The 15,676-nt window shown below is 61.0% G+C and carries 14 protein-coding genes; 9 read left to right on the plus strand and 5 right to left on the minus strand.

What is annotated here, in order from left to right; genetic code table 11:
- Window positions 1–214: 214 nt before the first annotated feature.
- Genes ACX3YD_RS12575 through ACX3YD_RS12605 form a run of 7 tightly spaced genes read left to right on the plus strand, consistent with a single transcriptional unit; the run spans window position 215 to window position 7,412 of the window.
- On the plus strand, window positions 215–1,120 hold the full coding sequence (locus tag ACX3YD_RS12575) for an AMP-binding protein (RefSeq protein WP_458960109.1): 906 nt from the start codon (window positions 215–217) through the stop codon (window positions 1,118–1,120).
- On the plus strand, window positions 1,117–1,896 hold the full coding sequence (locus tag ACX3YD_RS12580) for an ABC transporter ATP-binding protein (protein WP_103404741.1): 780 nt from the start codon (window positions 1,117–1,119) through the stop codon (window positions 1,894–1,896). The genes ACX3YD_RS12575 and ACX3YD_RS12580 overlap by 4 nt, the downstream gene beginning before the upstream one ends.
- Complete coding sequence (locus ACX3YD_RS12585) at window positions 1,893–2,774, plus strand: branched-chain amino acid ABC transporter permease (protein ID WP_458960110.1); 882 nt, start codon at window positions 1,893–1,895, stop codon at window positions 2,772–2,774. The genes ACX3YD_RS12580 and ACX3YD_RS12585 overlap by 4 nt, the downstream gene beginning before the upstream one ends.
- 4 nt (window positions 2,775–2,778) lie before the next feature.
- Complete coding sequence (locus ACX3YD_RS12590) at window positions 2,779–3,828, plus strand: branched-chain amino acid ABC transporter permease (RefSeq protein WP_458960111.1); 1,050 nt, start codon at window positions 2,779–2,781, stop codon at window positions 3,826–3,828.
- Between the two features lie 27 nt (window positions 3,829–3,855).
- On the plus strand, window positions 3,856–5,196 hold the full coding sequence (locus ACX3YD_RS12595) for an ABC transporter substrate-binding protein (protein WP_458960112.1): 1,341 nt from the start codon (window positions 3,856–3,858) through the stop codon (window positions 5,194–5,196).
- A 3-nt stretch (window positions 5,197–5,199) separates the two neighbouring features.
- Window positions 5,200–5,967: an ABC transporter ATP-binding protein gene (locus tag ACX3YD_RS12600; protein WP_458960113.1), complete on the plus strand. Its 768-nt coding sequence runs from the start codon at window positions 5,200–5,202 to the stop codon at window positions 5,965–5,967.
- Between the two features lie 14 nt (window positions 5,968–5,981).
- Window positions 5,982–7,412 (plus strand): FAD/NAD(P)-binding protein, encoded by a 1,431-nt coding sequence (locus ACX3YD_RS12605; protein ID WP_458960114.1) that lies wholly within the window; start codon window positions 5,982–5,984, stop codon window positions 7,410–7,412.
- Window positions 7,413–8,107: 695 nt separating this feature from the next.
- Here ACX3YD_RS12605 and ACX3YD_RS12610 read toward each other — a convergent pair.
- Both ACX3YD_RS12610 and ppnN read right to left on the minus strand, forming a co-directional pair.
- A complete protein-coding gene (locus ACX3YD_RS12610; RefSeq protein ID WP_103404747.1) occupies window positions 8,108–9,040 on the minus strand; it encodes a cation diffusion facilitator family transporter in 933 nt (310 codons plus the stop codon).
- 460 nt (window positions 9,041–9,500) lie between these two features.
- The gene (gene ppnN / locus ACX3YD_RS12615; protein WP_047529980.1) at window positions 9,501–10,874 is read right to left on the minus strand and encodes a nucleotide 5'-monophosphate nucleosidase PpnN; all 1,374 of its coding nucleotides are present in this window, start codon (window positions 10,872–10,874) and stop codon (window positions 9,501–9,503) included.
- A 214-nt stretch (window positions 10,875–11,088) separates the two neighbouring features.
- On the opposite strand from ppnN, the gene ACX3YD_RS12620 reads away from it, so the two are divergent.
- Together ACX3YD_RS12620 and ACX3YD_RS12625 are read left to right on the plus strand one after the other, a co-directional pair.
- Window positions 11,089–11,616: a DUF3087 domain-containing protein gene (locus tag ACX3YD_RS12620; protein WP_458960115.1), complete on the plus strand. Its 528-nt coding sequence runs from the start codon at window positions 11,089–11,091 to the stop codon at window positions 11,614–11,616.
- Between the two features lie 36 nt (window positions 11,617–11,652).
- The gene (locus tag ACX3YD_RS12625; protein WP_458960116.1) at window positions 11,653–13,206 is read left to right on the plus strand and encodes a GGDEF domain-containing protein; all 1,554 of its coding nucleotides are present in this window, start codon (window positions 11,653–11,655) and stop codon (window positions 13,204–13,206) included.
- Window positions 13,207–13,209: 3 nt separating this feature from the next.
- Here the strand turns inward: ACX3YD_RS12625 and ACX3YD_RS12630 are convergent, their stop codons facing one another.
- The 3 genes from ACX3YD_RS12630 to dapA all read right to left on the minus strand — a co-directional run bounded on the left by ACX3YD_RS12630 (window position 13,210) and on the right by dapA (window position 15,506).
- The gene (locus ACX3YD_RS12630; protein ID WP_103404750.1) at window positions 13,210–14,127 is read right to left on the minus strand and encodes a LysR family transcriptional regulator; all 918 of its coding nucleotides are present in this window, start codon (window positions 14,125–14,127) and stop codon (window positions 13,210–13,212) included.
- Window positions 14,128–14,195: 68 nt separating this feature from the next.
- Entirely contained in the window at window positions 14,196–14,570 is a 375-nt protein-coding gene (locus tag ACX3YD_RS12635) for a DUF2784 domain-containing protein (protein WP_458960117.1), read from the minus strand.
- Window positions 14,571–14,630: 60 nt separating this feature from the next.
- On the minus strand, window positions 14,631–15,506 hold the full coding sequence (gene dapA / locus ACX3YD_RS12640) for a 4-hydroxy-tetrahydrodipicolinate synthase (protein ID WP_458960118.1): 876 nt from the start codon (window positions 15,504–15,506) through the stop codon (window positions 14,631–14,633).
- Window positions 15,507–15,676 lie beyond the last annotated feature (170 nt).

The following is a 15,676-nucleotide window of genomic DNA, read 5'->3' on the forward strand; positions in this document are numbered from 1 at the left end:
TTGGCTGTGCCCCGGATTTCCGGTTCAGCAAGTGCCCCCTGTGGGAGCGAGCTTGCTCGCGATGAGGCCGGCACAGCCAACATCGATGTCACCTGGCAGGACGCCATCGCCGGCAAGCCAGCTGCCACAAGGACAGTGTTGTTTTAGAGATTGCGTTAATTCTTCAGCCCAGCGGACCACCGCACGCTTTTGCCCATGACAGAGAGGTCAACCCATGAGCGTGCACGAACTCAAACGTCCGCCGATTGCGGACACCACGGAGTGGCGGGTCAATGTGCCCCAGGCCCTGGAGCATCTGCGCCATTGGGCGCAGGTCAACCCCCTGCAGCCGGCCTTGCGGCACAAACGGCACGGACAGTGGTTCATCTGGCGCTGGATCGACGTCTTGCGGGATGTCGAACGTCTGGCCGATGGCCTGCGTCGGCAAGGAATCGATGAGGACTCGCGGCTGGCCGTCAGCGGGGCCTTCGAACCGAACCTGTTGCTGCTGGCCCTGGCCACCCGACAGGTGGGCGGTGAGGTGCTGGTCGTTGCGGACAACCTCGATGCACAGGCGCTGCATAACGTTCTGTGGCGCGCGCGTCCCACTCACGCCTTTGTGTCGGGCCGGCAGGCGCAGCAACTCTGGTTCAACCAGGGCCAGTCACTGCTCGACTTCGACCAGTTGCTTGGCCCGGTGGAAACCCCGCAACGCCTTCGCCTGGGGGTATTCGGCGCGCAATGGTGGAGCGAAGAGGGCACCGAGTGGCAGGCCGGCCTGACGGTGTTGTTCGAGCAATGGTTAAGCCGTGGCCACACCCTGGCCTTCCCGGAGAGCCCCGGCAGTGCCAGCCGCGACCGTCGCGAAGTGGCGCCGTCGGGCTTGCTGCTGTCCGCCGGGCGTTTGCACGTGCTGGCCGCTGAGATCGACAGCCGTCTGGCCCCGCTGGGCACCTGGCGCCGACGTCTGTGCGACTGGGCCATTGCCCATCCGGAAAGCGGTCCGCAACGCCTGATCAAGCACCGCGTTCGCCGTTTGCTGGGCTTTCACAACCTGCACTTCATCTGGCAAGCCACACGCAGCGCCGAGTCTCCAACCGAGCCGACCTGGCTCGCTGAATTCAAACGGGACATCGCATGAGCTCGACCGATTCCATTCTGCAAGTCAGCGGCATTTCCCTGTCCTTCAAAGGCGTCAAGGCGATCAACGAGCTCTCGTTCGACGTTCGCCGTGGCGAGATCTGCGCCTTGATCGGCCCCAACGGTGCGGGCAAGAGTTCATTGCTCAATGTGCTCAATGGCGTGTATCGCTTCGATGCCGGTTCGATCGTGTTCGAACAGCAACCGTTCAAACGCATCGACCCTTTGAGCGCCGCCCGCCGGGGCATTGGCCGCACGTTTCAGAACAACGCGCTGTTCAAGAAAATGAGCGTGATCGACAACCTGCTCACCGGCCTGTCGCGGCATCTGCGCAGCAGCTTTATCGAGCAGGCATTGGGCCTGCCGCGAGCCCGCCGTGAAGCGCAGCAGTTGCGCCAGCAGGCACAGGGCGTTCTCGAGTTCCTCGAACTGCAGGCCCAGCGCGATGTGCCGGTGGGCAATCTTTCCTACGGGCTGCAAAAACGCGTGGAGTTGGGCCGTGCCTTGATTGCCGGCCCAACCCTGTTGCTGCTCGACGAACCGCTGGCCGGGATGAACGCCGAAGAAAAACAGGAAATGGCCCGGTTCATCGCCGATATCAACCGTGAGCTTGGCACCACTGTGGTGTTGATCGAGCACGACATGAGCGTGGTGATGGGTCTGTCCGACCATGTGGTGGTGCTCGATTACGGGCGCAAGGTCGGCGACGGCACGCCCGCCGAAGTGCAGGCCAACCCCGAGGTGATCGCGGCGTATCTGGGAGTGGTGCACGGATGACGTTTTTCTTCGAAACCCTGCTCGGCGGCTTGCTCGCCGGGACCATGTATTCGCTGGTCGCCATCGGCTTCGTGCTGATCTACAAGGCCAGCGGTGTGTTCAATTTCGCCCAGGGCGCCATGCTGCTGTTTGCCGCGCTGACCTTCGTCAGCCTGCACGATCAAGGTGTGCCGTTCGCCCTGGCGCTGGCGCTGACGGTGGTGGTGATGATCATCGGCGCGCTGTTGATCGAACGGCTGGTGCTGCGGCCGCTGGTCAATCGCTCGCAGATCACCCTGTTCATGGCCACGCTGGGGCTGTCCTTCATCATCGAAGGTTTGGCGCAGGGCCTGATGGGCTCGCAGGTGCGGGCGCTGGATCTGGGCATTGATGATGTGCCGCTGTTTATCGGCGGGATGATGGTCAGCCAGTTCGACCTGATCGCCGCTGCTGCCGCCATTGTCTTGGTGACGGTGCTGGCGCTGTTGTTCAACAAGACCCGTATCGGCGTTTCCTTGCGTGCGGTGGCCGATGACACCACCGCCGCGTTGTCGATCGGCATCAACCTCAACCGTATCTGGCAGATCGTCTGGGCGGTGGCCGGGGTCGTCGGGCTGGTGGCCGGGTTGCTCTGGGGCGCGCGGCAAGGGGTGCAGTTTTCCCTGTCGCTGGTGGTGCTCAAGGCCTTGCCGGTGTTGATCATCGGCGGCTTCACCGCGATTGGCGGGGCGATTGTCGGTGGGCTGATTGTCGGTGCGGCGGAAAACCTCGCCGAGGTCTACATCGGCCCGCTGATCGGCGGCGGCATCACCCCGTGGTTCGCTTACTTCCTGGCCCTGGCCTTCCTCTACCTGCGTCCCGCCGGCCTGTTCGGCGAGCGCGCCATCGAGCGAGTCTGAACCCATGTCAATTTCCCTTACCCGCGAAACCGCACCGGCGGTACTGGTCCAGCGGCGCCTGCCATTGGGTCTGATAGGCCTGCTGTTGATCGCGTTTATCGTCGTGCCGCTGACCGGCAATGATTATTGGCTGAACGCCATTTTGATTCCGTTTCTGGTGCTGTCCCTGGCCGGGCTCGGCTTGAACCTGCTCACCGGCTACACCGGGCAGACTTCGGTGGGCGCGGCCGGGTTCATGGCGGTCGGTGCCTTTGCCACTTACGGGTTTCTCCTGCGTTTGCCTGAGGTGGGTCTGCCCGTGGCCTTGCTCGGCGGCGGCTTGATCAGTGCCTTGGTGGGCTTCGTCTTTGGCCTGCCGAGTTCGCGAATCAAGGGTTTCTACCTGATGGTCAGCACGCTGGCGGCGCAGTTTTTCCTGGAGTGGCTGTTCGTCAAATTCCCCTGGTTCTACAACTACGGCTCCTCGGGAACGATCACCGCGCCGAGACTGGCGTTGTTCGGCCATGACCTGAACACACCGCTGGGGCGCTACCTGCTGACCCTGAGCACGGTGCTGCTGTTGACCTGGGTCGCGCTGAACCTGGTGAAAAGCCAGATCGGCCGCAACTGGATGGCCATCCGCGACATGGACACCGCCGCTGCCGTGATCGGCATTCCCGTGGCGCGCTACAAACACCTGGCGTTCGCCGTCAGCTCGTTCTACCTCGGCATTGCCGGCGCGTTGTGGGCCTTCGCCTACCTGGGCACGGCCAGTGCCAGCAGCTTCGATATCAACCGGTCGTTCCAGATCCTGTTCATCATCATTATCGGCGGCATGGGCAGCATTGCCGGCAACTTCGTCGGCGCGGCGTTCATCAGCCTGTTGCCGATCCTGCTCAGCCACGCCGGGCAAGCCTTGCTCGGGGGCGCGGTGGACGCCGGGCAACTGCAGAACCTGCAAAAAATCATCTTCGGCGTGCTGATCATCCTGTTTCTGATCAAGGAACCGGAAGGCCTGATCCGCCTGCTAAGCAACCTTCGTGAACGGCTGAGCCATTGGCCGCTGCGCTTCTAAATCCCACCCCTTAATTAGAGAGACAACATGCGTGCATCCTTGAAACGTTCCCTGATCGGCGCCGCGCTGACGCTGGCGGTTTTCGGCAGTGCTGTACCGCCGGCCATGGCCTCGCCGGACCAGCAGTTCTTCCCGCTGGCCACTTACCGGGTCGGCGCCTACGCCTCCAGTGGCGTGCAGGTGTGGGCCGGGATGATTGATTACCTGAACTACATCAACGAGGTGGAAGGCGGCATCAACGGGGTGAAACTGGTCTGGCAGGAATGCGAAACCGAGTGGACGGCAGAGAAGGGCATCGAGTGCTACGAGCGCTTCAAGAAAGGCCTGGATGGCGCGCCCGTGGCGGTCTATCAGCCAAACGGCGCCCCGGCGGCCTACGCCTTGAGCGAGCGGGCGGAAGTCGACAAGATCCCGTTGATCACCCTGGGCTACGGCCGCACCGAAGCCACCGACGGCACGGTGTTCCCCTATAACTTCCCGGTGATGCTGACCTTCTACAGCGAGGCGTCGAGCCTGATCAATTACATCGCCCAGCGTGAAGGCGGGTTCGACAAGCTCAAGGGCAAGAAGATCGCCACGGTCTACCACGACTCGGCCTACGGTCGCGAAACCCTTGGCCCGTTGAAGTTGCTGGCCGAGAAGTACGGCTTCGAAAACATCCAGATTCCGGTGGCCGATCCGGGCAACGAGCAATCGGCGCAATGGCGGCAGATCCGTCAACTCAACCCGGACTGGGTGTTCCTGCGCACCTGGGGGGTGTCGACGCCCGTCGCGGTCAAGACCGCCGCGCGTTTCGGCTTCCCGGTGGACCACATCGTCGGCGACATCTGGGCCAGTTCCAGCGAAGACGTGCTGCCCGCCGGCGCTGCCGCCAAGGGATATCTGGCGCTGACGCCATACCCGGCCGGCACGGATTTCGAAATTCATAAACGCCTCAAGCAATACATCCTCGACAAGGGCAAGAGCGACCTCAAGGACCTGAAGAATTTCGGCAGCGTCTACTACAACTCCGGGCTGGTGAACGCGGCGGTGGCGGTGGAAGCGATTCGCACCGCCCAGGCGAGGTTCGGCAAGCGTCCGCTCAACGGCGAAGAAGGGCGCTGGGGCCTGGAACACTTGAACATCGATGATGCGCGGCTCAAGGACATGGGCTACTTCGGCCTGATGCAAAACCTCAAGCTGTCCTGCAAGGATCACGAGGGCGGTGGTTCGGCGCGGGTCCAGCAGTGGGACGGCGCCAACTGGACGCTGATCAGCGACTGGATCGCCGCCGACCGCGCGTTGCTGCGGCCGTTGATCGACGAAAAATCCGCCGCGTTCGCCAAGGAAAAAGGCCTGACGCCACGCACCTGCACCGGAGATGAATAAGCCATGAACCAGGCCACCAGCGACATCGCTGCCCCTGACCTGTTGCGGGTCAACGACATCGAAGTGATCTACGACGGCGCTATCCTGGCCGTGGCCGGGGTGTCGCTGACCGTGCCCAAGGGCGGCATCGTCGCCTTGCTCGGGGCCAACGGCGCGGGCAAAAGCACCACGCTCAAGGCGATTTCCGGGTTGGTGCGCGCGGAGCGGGCGCAAGTCAGCCGCGGCAGCATCGAGTTTCTGGGCTGCGATACCGCAGGCGTCGACCCGAGCCTGCGGGTGCGCCAAGGCATGGTGCATGTGCTTGAGGGACGCCATGTGTTCGCGCAGTTGACGGTCGAGGACAATCTGCGCAGCGGCGGCTTTGTCCGTGGTCTCGGCCACCAGGACATGGCTCGGGATCTGGAGCGCATCTACACCTGGTTTCCCCGCCTGAAAACCAAGCGCAAGACCCAGGCCGGGCTGACGTCCGGCGGCGAGCAGCAGATGGTCGCCATCGGCCGGGCCCTGATGACGCGTCCTACTTTGGTACTGCTCGATGAACCGTCCATGGGTTTGGCGCCTATTATCGTCCAGGAGATTTTCGAGATCGTCGCCCAGCTCAATCGCGAGGCGCAGGTGAGCTTCCTGATTGCCGAGCAAAATATTAATGTCGCGCTCAAGTACGCCTCACAGGCCTGTGTTCTCGACACCGGCCGGGTGGTGTTGTCCGGCAGCGCCGAAAGCCTGCGCACGCGGGACGATCTGCACGACTTCTATCTAGGCAAACATTGATCAGCGAGAACGGCATGAGCGAAACCCCAAGCGGACAGGCGACCGACGCCATCCGCCACGCAGACATCCTGATCATCGGCGGCGGCCTCAGCGGCGCGATGCTGGCGGCGCAACTGTTGCGGCTGCCGGGCAAGCGCCGGGTGCTGGTGATCGAACCCCGCGCCGAGCTGGGTCGCGGCGAGGCCTACAGTGCCGTGGAGCTGGGCCATACCCTCAACGGCAACGCAGCACGCATGAGTGTCGACCCGGACAATGCCGACGACCTGACCCAATGGCTGACCGAACACATCGCCGCCGGTGGCTGGCCGGAATCGGACGAGCAACATGTGCCGATCAGCGAACTGTTCCCGCCTCGGGGCCTGTTCGGTCTGTACGTGCAACAGCGCCTGGCCGAGGCGCAGGCGGTGGGCGCGTTGAACGGTTCAACGGTGGAACATGTGCGGGCCGAGGTGGTGGATCTGCAAACCGATGCGGATTCGGTGCGGTTGACCTTGAGCGATGGCCAGCGCTTGCAGGGCGCTTTCGCGGTGCTGGCCACCGGAATGTTCCCGGCTGCGCGCACGCCGCAGACTGAATCCAGCGGCTTGAATGCGGCGGCGCTCGATCCTTGGGATGTGGTGGCCATGGGACAACTCGATCCGTATTCGACGGTCCTGATCATCGGCTCGGGCCTGACCATGGTCGATGCCGTGGTGTCGTTGGAACAGGCGGGGCATCGGGGGCCGATCGAGGTGTTTTCCCGGCACGGCCTGCTGCCCCATGTGCGGCGACAACCACCGGCCTGGGTCGATTTTCTGGCCGAGGATCACAGCATTCGTACGCCGCGACAGTTGGTCCGCGAACTGCGTCGGCATTGCCGCGATGCGATCGCCCAGGGCATCGATTGGCAAGCGCCACTGGACACGGTGCGAGCGCATATCGGCCGCTTGTGGAGTCAGGCCACCGATGTACAGCGCCGGCAATTCGTGCGGCACGTGCGCCCCTGGTGGGAAAGCCATCACCACCGCTCGCCACCCTTGAGCGCCGAACTGGTGGCGCGCCTGCACAGGGAAGGGCGGTTGCGCATCCAGGCGGCGTCGTTCAAAGGGCTTGCGCCTTCCCGGGGCGGTGAGGTGAGCATCCACATTCGCCGCCGGGGCGAGGCTGGCACTACGGTCGTCAGCGGCGCCGCGCTGATCAACTCCAGCGGCATCGAATATGACTGGCGACGGGTGGCTCGGCCGTTGCCACAGCAATTGCTCGCGCGGGGATTGATCCGGCCGGGGCCTCTGGCGCTGGGAATCGCTGCGCAGGCCGATGGTGCGGTGCTGGATGCCGACGGCCTGCCTGCCAGCCGTCTGTTCGCCATGGGCCCCCCATTGCGCGGGATGTGGTGGGAAAGCACCGCGGTGACGGACGTCGCCAGCCAGGCCAAAGCCCTGGCCGCACGACTGGCTGCACCCTAAACGAAGAAACCCAACCATGTCGGCTTTTGACGCGAGATAAAAACAAGCGGTCAGGGAAACGTTGTTCCGCAAATGGGCTAAGCGGGATGAATTGGAGGGGCGTGGGGTACGGCGAGTCAAGAGGGGAAGGCGGAGCGCAGGGCCACGAAGCGAGGTCTGATCTGGAATGGGCGTGAGCCTGTCAGCATTGAGGCGGTAAAAAGCGACGCAGGCCCCATCCCGTGGGGCCTGCGCCTACGGCTTGTTACGCCGTGGTATTTATACGTGTGCCGATCGAACCTGAGGTCGCTTTGGTCTGCTCGACTTCGCCCGGTTTGCTCCCGTCATGATCGCCGTCGCTATCGATTTGTACCGTCGGGGGCTTTTGGTGTTTGATGGCTGGGGTTTGTGGCAGGGTGATATGGGTCGAAGAACTTATTGCCGATGTCATGTTAATCCCCTTAAGGAGCAGTAGTTTGAGTGGGTACTATCGGCATCTTATTTTAAATATTCAGGGTATTTGGCACGAGATCCACTCAATTAAAACAAGTGAGATCGGTTCCCAGTCATTAGTTGGTTTGTGTATGTTGGAAAGTTGTAAGGTGTGAAAAAAATGTGATGCCTCTGTGAATAATGGGAGATTTGTTGTAACGGCTTTAATACAAACACTTGAGTGCTCGCCAGGCCGTCACTATTCAAAGATGCGCTGTCAGTGATCAATGATCGAGGTCCGGGCGCTGCCAGGGATCAACGTGCGTCATCAGATTCAAAACGCGGTGCCTTCGCATGACGTTCTCCCGGGCTGCAACGGCGATGGCATGACCGTGCTCAACGGTAATCGAGGCATCTACTTCTATGTGAGCGTCCACAATGATCATGTCGCCCATTTTTCGAGTACGTAGATCATGTACCCCTTTAATACCTGATGTTTGTTGGAGCGTATCGCGGATAGCTGCGATCTCTTGCTCATCCGCAGCACGGTCCATCAGGTCGTGCAATGAGTCCCAGGTGAAGGTCCAGCCCATTTTGGCAATCATGCCACCGACAACCAGCGCAGCAATGGGGTCAAGAATCGGGTAGCCCGCCAGGTTTCCGGCAATGCCTATCCCAACCACCAAGGAGGAAGCGGCGTCGGAGCGCGCGTGCCAGGCATTGGCAACCAACAAGCTGGATTTAACTTTTTTGGCGACGCTCAGCATAAAGCGAAACAACAACTCCTTGGCCACCAACGCTGCCAGGGCAACCCACAACGCAGTCGCATGCACCGTCGGAATGGATTCGGGGGTTTCAAGCTTTAATACCGCAGAACCAATCATGCCGACACCCACGATCAACAGCAGCAGTCCCAATACCATGGACGCAGCGGTCTCAAAACGCAGATGCCCATAGGGATGACCTTCGTCGGCATCCTGCTTGCTTTTATGGCTGGCGAACAACACGACAAAGTCAGCGATCAGGTCGGATAAGGAATGAATACCATCCGCGACAAGTCCCTGGGACTTAGATAGCAATCCAACGGCAATCTGGGTTAGCGAAAGTACAATATTAACGATGACACTTACCCAGGTGCATCGGGAGGCTGCCGCTGCACGCGCGAGTTGACTGTAACCCTCGTCCTCAGACTCGTTGGAGAACTCTTCGTGAATCATTACTTATGCCTTTAGTTGAGATTGATACTCGTTGTATTACACGAGCAGCAGGGGCGCGGTGATAGCGCTATTTGAATAGCCCAAAAGCATAATGCTTGTAAGAATCTTGGCGCAAGAACATACGCAGTATTAATCAAGCGACGTGAAGGAAATATGACTGGGTTGTGGAGTATAAAATTGTAAATGCTAATATTTCACGTACTCAAACTTATTGGGTTTGGGCAAGTTTGATGTTCCAAGTGGGGATGAGCTGCAGGCGATTTGGTTGCGTTTGCAAATGACCGCTTTTGGCCGTTCTTTGCCGATTCCTCCTATTTAATCCAAAGCCTCCGTCTAACCGCGATCGCGAGTTGTCTCGATCTCTCAGCGTTATCCGGTGGCGCCTGATTCTTCTGTGCCTGGAAGCAACGAGCCGAAGCAATGGCTTCGGCTCGCGATCCAACAGTCTGGATTAGCTGGCTTATGCAACCACTTGATAACACGGCACATACGCCGCGCCGCCGGGCAGTTTCATCCGGTGCTGGGCAACGAAGGCCTTGAGCAACAGATCCAATGGCTGCATCACCGCCGCATCGCCCCGGATCTGGTAAGGCCCGTTTTCTTCGATCAGGCGGATGCCCTTGTCCTTGACGTTGCCGGCAACGATGCCGGAGAACGCGCGGCGCAGGTTGGCGGCGAGTTCGTGTGGCGGCAGGTCGCGGCTCAGTTTCAGGTTGGCCATGTTTTCGTGGGTCGGGTCGAACGGGCGCTGGAAGCCTTCGTCGATTTTCAGCAGCCAGTTGAAGTGGAACGCGTCATTGCGCTCGCGGCGGAACTGCTTGACCGCTTTGAGGCCCTGGGTCATCTGCCGTGCGACTTCGGCAGGGTCGTCGATGATGATTTCGTAGTGTTGTTTGGCCGTCTCGCCCAGGGTGGCGCCGACGAAGGCGTCCAGTTGCTCCAGGTACGGCGCGGCGTGTTTCGGGCCGGTGAGGATGACCGGGAAGGGCAGGCCCTTGTTGTCCGGGTGCATCAGGATGCCGAGCAGGTACAGGAACTCTTCGGCGGTGCCGGCGCCGCCCGGGAAGATGATGATGCCGTGGCCGACGCGGACGAAGGCTTCCAGGCGCTTTTCGATGTCCGGCAGGATCACCAGTTCGTTGACGATCGGGTTCGGCGCCTCGGCGGCAATGATGCCCGGCTCGGTCAAGCCCAGGTAACGACCGCCATGGATGCGTTGCTTGGCGTGGGCGATGGTGGCGCCTTTCATCGGTCCCTTCATCACGCCGGGGCCGCAACCGGTACAGATGTCGAGGCTGCGCAGGCCCAGTTCGTGACCGACTTTCTTGGTGTATTTGTATTCTTCGGTGTTGATCGAGTGGCCGCCCCAGCACACCACGATCTTCGGCTCGACGCCGGGACGCAAGGTGCGGGCATTGCGCAGCAGGTGGAAGACGTAGTCGCTGATGCCCTGGGAGGTGCTCAGGTCGATGCGTTGGCTGTCGAGTTCGTTTTCGGTGTAGACGATGTCGCGCAGGGCGCTGAACAGCATTTCCCGGGTGCTGGCGATCATTTCGCCATCGACGAAGGCGTCGGCCGGGGCGTTCAGCAATTCCAGGCGTACACCGCGGTCCTGTTGGTGGATGCGGATTTCGAAGTCCTTGTAGGCTTCGAGAATGGTCTTGGCGTTATCGACGTGGGCGCCGGTGTTGAGGATGGCCAGGGCGCATTGGCGGAAGATGTCGTAGGTGCTGCCGGATCCGGCTTCGCTCAGTTGTTGGACTTCCCGTTGGGAGAGGGTTTCCAGGCTGCCTTTAGGGCTGACCGAGGCGTTGATTACTTGTCGTTGGGACATTCAATGATCCTTAAAACGATGTCATTCCCACAGAAACAACGAATGACATCCGAATAGTGTGTATCCAGGAAAGAAGATGGCACTGATTGCACGGTCTCGCCACGTCCCCATTTGACGATAAAAAGATGAAAAGGAGCTCCAGCATAGCTAAATCCCGCGCAGAGGCGATAATGCCCGCTATCTTTTTCGCTGCGACTGAAGGAAACCCGACGCAATGTTCGAAATCCAGCCGATGAACGCCGAAGCCTATCGTCAACAAACGCGGCGCAGTACGGTGATGATTGCCTTGATTTTCCTGGCGCTGGCCATGGCGCTGTCGACGTTGGCGGTGGCGGTGTTTGGTGAACCTGGCGGGGACAATCTTCGGTTCAACATTGGCGGCGTGTTTGCCGCAGTGCTGGTGATGGCGGCGCTGATGCGCCAGGTGTTCTGGACCCGGCCATGGATGGCGCCAGCGGTCTACAGCTGGCAACTCAAGCGCAGCCTGATGAGCATCACCAACGTCATGCACCATGTCACGACGGCGGTGGAGGCGGGCGATCCGACAGCGATGAAGCTGCTGCGCTTCTATCATCTGGGTTTGAGCCAGATGCATCAACTGGACGGCAACTCCAGCGATCATGGGCAATTGCACCGGGAAATGGAGCAGCACAAGGCGCGGATGGACGCGTTGGGAATCGATACCGAACAGACGCGGCTGGATCCGGTCTGGATAGAGACCGTGAAGCAGGCATCGCGTTAGACGCCGGCGTCTTCACACGCATTAAAGGAGCGAGGCATGGGGCATCCCTCCATTTACGAGCACATTGAAACAAACCGCTCCGGCGTCGCGAGGCGCAAGATTCGCTCGGCCGTAACGCTGATGGTTGCCGTGTGCCTGTCGATGACGGTGATCGTGATTTGGGAAGCCTGGAGTTCGCGCCGGTACCATCTGCATGACAAGGAAGTGGCCATGTCCAACCTTGCGCAGACCCTGGCCTCGCAAGCGCAGTCGTCAATCAAACAGGCCGATACGCTGCTGTTTGCATTAGTCGATCGCCTGGAAAACGAGGGCGTCGGGCCGGGGCAACTGGATCGCCTGCAACGCTTGCTCAGCGCCGAGCGCAGTGAGCTGAGCCAGATCCACGGCCTGTTCGTGTATGACGAAAACGGGCGCTGGATCGTCAATTCGAACGGCGCCGAAGTGGGGGGCGCCAACAACTCGGACCGTGAATATTTCATTTACCACCGTGACCATCCCGACCGTGGGCCGCACATTGGACCGTCGATAAAGAGCCGTTCCAGCGGCGAATGGATCATGACGGTCTCGCGCCGGGTCAATTATCCGGATGGCCGTTTTGCTGGCGTGGCGCTGGCGACGATCTATCTCAACCACTTCCTGCAGCTCTACGACAGCATCGACATGGGCGATAACGGTGTCATCAACCTGATCGCGGACGATGCCAGCATTATCGTGCGGCGTCCCTTCAATGAAGCGGATATCGGCACCAGCCTGGCCAAAAGCGCACTGTTCACCCGGTTGTTGCCCGCTGCCGGATCAGGGACGGCTTCGACCAGTTCCATCATTGACGATGTCGAGCGAGTCATCGGGTATCGGCGGGTCGAGGGTTATCCCTTGATCGTTTTTGCCGCGCTGGACAAAGCAGAAGTTCTGGCGGGCTGGCGCAGGCAGTCCTTGCTCAGCGCGGGGGTCGTCTTGCTGTTGCTGGGGTTTTCCGGCGTGCTCGGTTATCGCCTGATCAAGTTGATGAAACAGCAGGATCGTGCCCGGATCGAGCTGCTCGGCACCCAGGACAAGCTCCTTGAACTCAACCGCAACCTTGAGTTGCTGGCGCTGGAGGACGCATTGACAGGGCTGGCCAACCGCCGCCAGTTCGATTTGTTCATCCACTCGGAAATGGGGCGCGCGCGGCGCAACGAGACGGGCCTGGCGCTGCTGATGATCGATGTCGATCATTTCAAGGCATTCAACGATCAGTATGGCCATCTGGCCGGTGATGAGTGCTTGCGCAGTATCAGTGCAATCATCATCGACAATATCAAGCGCCCGGGGGACCTGGCGGCCCGGTTCGGTGGCGAGGAGTTTGCCGTGGTGCTGCCTGGCACCGATTACGTGGGGGCGTTTCTGGTGGCGGAAAATATCCGTCGCGCGGTGGAGGCGGCCGACCTCGAGCACAGTGAAAGCCCCGAAGGCCGGGTGACCGTAAGCGTCGGAGTGTGTGGCTACAATCCGGCCTTGCAAGCGCAGACCGAGGACTTGATCGGTGCCGCCGACAAGGCGCTCTACGTGGCCAAGACCAGCGGGCGCAACATGAGTGTGATTGCCAACTGACACTCAGACAAAGCGATCACTGCCCTGAACCAGTTGGGTGGCCAGGTACGACTGCTTGAGCTTTTCCAGCCACCAGTCCAGAGCGCGACCGTCATGATCGCCGCGCCAACCGGCGTACAGCACGTTGGGCTCACGAGGGTCGGCCATCTGCTTTTCAATCAGCGCACCGCTCTTGAGCAGCGAGCCGACCCGGTGCCTCGGCAGCCAACCCACACCCAATCCGTCGCACTGCGCGAGGATTTTCGCGCGCATGGTCGGCACCGCCAGCATGGGTTGTCCGCCGGACACGCCGTAGGTACTGCCCTCGGTAGACCTGGATGAATCGGCCACGACAATCGCCCGGTGTCGGGCCACCTCGGCGCGAGAAACCGGTTCCCTGGCCTTGGCCAGCGGATGCTTTGGCGACACCGCGAACACCCACTCCATTTCACCCAACTGCATCCAGCGCAAGGACGGGATCGCCGGTGGTTCGTTGGTGGCGCCGATGATCAGGTCCGCGCGCCCTTCACGCAGGGCTTCCCAGACCCCTCGCAGTACTTCCTGGGTGATGCGCAGCGGGACACCGGAACCCAGCGCGTCGAACTCATGAATCACCGGCATCAATGTCTCGAATTCCAGCAGTTCGTCAGTGACGATCCACAATCGACTCTCCCAGCCGTTGGCCACTTGCTGAACCCGTTGCGTCAGGCGCGAGACATCCTGCATCAGCCGCGCCGCTTCGTTCACCAGTAACTCGCCGGCGGGGGTGAGTTGCAGGCGATAGCGACGGCGGTCGAAGAGCAGCGCATCGAAACGCTCTTCCAGTTGCCGGGCGGCATAGGACACCGTGGACGGCGCTTTGCCGAGGTGGGCGGCGGCCCGTGACAGGCTGCCGGTTTCGCGGATGGCCTCCAGCAAGGCCAGGTCTTCAATCGACAGCATGTTGTTCAATCCTCAATCGAGCACGCCACTATTGCAGGAGCCACCCTCGGCAGTTCACACCCGGTGCCTCAGGGCATGCGACGTATTTGCCACTGCCGAAACAATCGAAGATAGACCAGCCCGTTGATCAGCAGCACTACGCTGCCCAAACCCAGTTGTATGCCCGGTGTCAGACCGGCCGGATAAATGACCGGCCAGACGTAATGTTCGATGAAACCAGCGCCATAGCCGCTTTGCCCGGCGGCATGGCGCAGCCGGTTTTCCCAGTCGGTGAGCGGGCAGGGCAGGTGGAAGAACTCCACCGCCATACCCCACAGCGCGGCGGGCAGGTGCCACCAGACCAGGCAGCGCCATTTGAGCACCAGTAGCCCGCCGAACACGACGAACAGAATGAACGACAGATGAAACAGTACCAGCCCGTCGGCGGCGATTCGGTAGAGCATGTCGACTCCCGGACGCTTCAGGCGAATCGTTCCATGGTACTCGGGCGGGTGGCGGGTGCTCTATCGATTGTCGTGCGCCAGCGCGTCGAGCACCTCCTTCAATCGCGTCACCATGGCCTCGCTGCTGGGTTGCATCGGCGCGCGCAGTTCATCCTCGATCAAGCCTTCAAGGGCCAGGGCGGTTTTCACCGGGGCGGGATTGGGTTCGACGAACAGGCTCTGGATCAGTGGCAGCAACTGGAAGAAGGTCACACGCCCGGCGGCCAATTGGTTGTCGCGTATCTGTTGATACAGCTGGACGAACAGTTCCGGATGAACGTGCGCCGACGCCGCGATGGCCCCTTTGGCACCCAGGCACAGGGCGCTGAAAATCTGGTTGTCTTCGCCGCACAGCACATCAACCAGACCACTGGACAGCAGCGCGAGGGTGCTGGTCAGGTTGCCGCCGCAGTCCTTGATCGCGACGATGCGCTCGTGGGCGACGATGTTGAGCAGGGTCGCCTGTTCGAACGTCACGCCGGTGCGGTAAGGGATGTCGTAGAGAATCAGCGGCACGCTGGAAGCATCGGCGACGGTCTGGAAAAACGCTTCGAGCCCCGCCTGGGACGGGCGGATGTAGTACGGTGGTGGCACCAGCAAACCGGCCACCGGACGCTTCAGGATCTCGCGCTGCAACTGCAGCAACTCGCTCAGGTTGTTGCCGGCCAGGCCCATGACCACGCGATGGGCCGGTACTTGCTCGAGCACGGCATCGAGCACCGCCAGTTGCTCCTGTTTGCTCATGGCCGCCGGTTCGCCGGTGGTGCCACAGACAATCAGGCCATCGATGCCTTTTTCCAGCAGGTGGCCGACCAGTCGGCGCAAAGCGACGAAATCGATGGCACCGTTGTGGAACGGCGTGACGAGTGGAACCCAGATACCTTGAAACGATGACATGCGATGACTCCTGAAGGTTTGACCGATTTCGTCACCGTCAGAAGCGTAGTAGGAAGCAAGCAAGGGGAGGGTGGTCCGTCGCGCTCAATGTCCTGTCAGCTCATCTGACGGGACAGCGCGCCCCGGTCACATGAGCGACTGTTTCTTCGATTTGAGGGCGTGCGCAACGC

The organism is Pseudomonas fluorescens group sp. PF-1 (assembly GCF_054481335.1).

Coding starts and splice junctions, on each gene's coding strand:
- ACX3YD_RS12625 (WP_458960116.1), top strand. CDS start 11,653: ATGGGGCATCCCTCCATTTACGAGCACATTGAAACAAACCGCTCCGGC.
- ACX3YD_RS12580 (WP_103404741.1), top strand. CDS start 1,117: ATGAGCTCGACCGATTCCATTCTGCAAGTCAGCGGCATTTCCCTGTCC.
- dapA (WP_458960118.1), bottom strand. CDS start 15,506: ATGTCATCGTTTCAAGGTATCTGGGTTCCACTCGTCACGCCGTTCCAC.
- ACX3YD_RS12605 (WP_458960114.1), top strand. CDS start 5,982: ATGAGCGAAACCCCAAGCGGACAGGCGACCGACGCCATCCGCCACGCA.
- ACX3YD_RS12590 (WP_458960111.1), top strand. CDS start 2,779: ATGTCAATTTCCCTTACCCGCGAAACCGCACCGGCGGTACTGGTCCAG.
- ACX3YD_RS12620 (WP_458960115.1), top strand. CDS start 11,089: ATGTTCGAAATCCAGCCGATGAACGCCGAAGCCTATCGTCAACAAACG.
- ACX3YD_RS12630 (WP_103404750.1), bottom strand. CDS start 14,127: ATGCTGTCGATTGAAGACCTGGCCTTGCTGGAGGCCATCCGCGAAACC.
- ACX3YD_RS12600 (WP_458960113.1), top strand. CDS start 5,200: ATGAACCAGGCCACCAGCGACATCGCTGCCCCTGACCTGTTGCGGGTC.
- ppnN (WP_047529980.1), bottom strand. CDS start 10,874: ATGTCCCAACGACAAGTAATCAACGCCTCGGTCAGCCCTAAAGGCAGC.
- ACX3YD_RS12595 (WP_458960112.1), top strand. CDS start 3,856: ATGCGTGCATCCTTGAAACGTTCCCTGATCGGCGCCGCGCTGACGCTG.
- ACX3YD_RS12585 (WP_458960110.1), top strand. CDS start 1,893: ATGACGTTTTTCTTCGAAACCCTGCTCGGCGGCTTGCTCGCCGGGACC.
- ACX3YD_RS12635 (WP_458960117.1), bottom strand. CDS start 14,570: ATGCTCTACCGAATCGCCGCCGACGGGCTGGTACTGTTTCATCTGTCG.
- ACX3YD_RS12610 (WP_103404747.1), bottom strand. CDS start 9,040: ATGATTCACGAAGAGTTCTCCAACGAGTCTGAGGACGAGGGTTACAGT.
- ACX3YD_RS12575 (WP_458960109.1), top strand. CDS start 215: ATGAGCGTGCACGAACTCAAACGTCCGCCGATTGCGGACACCACGGAG.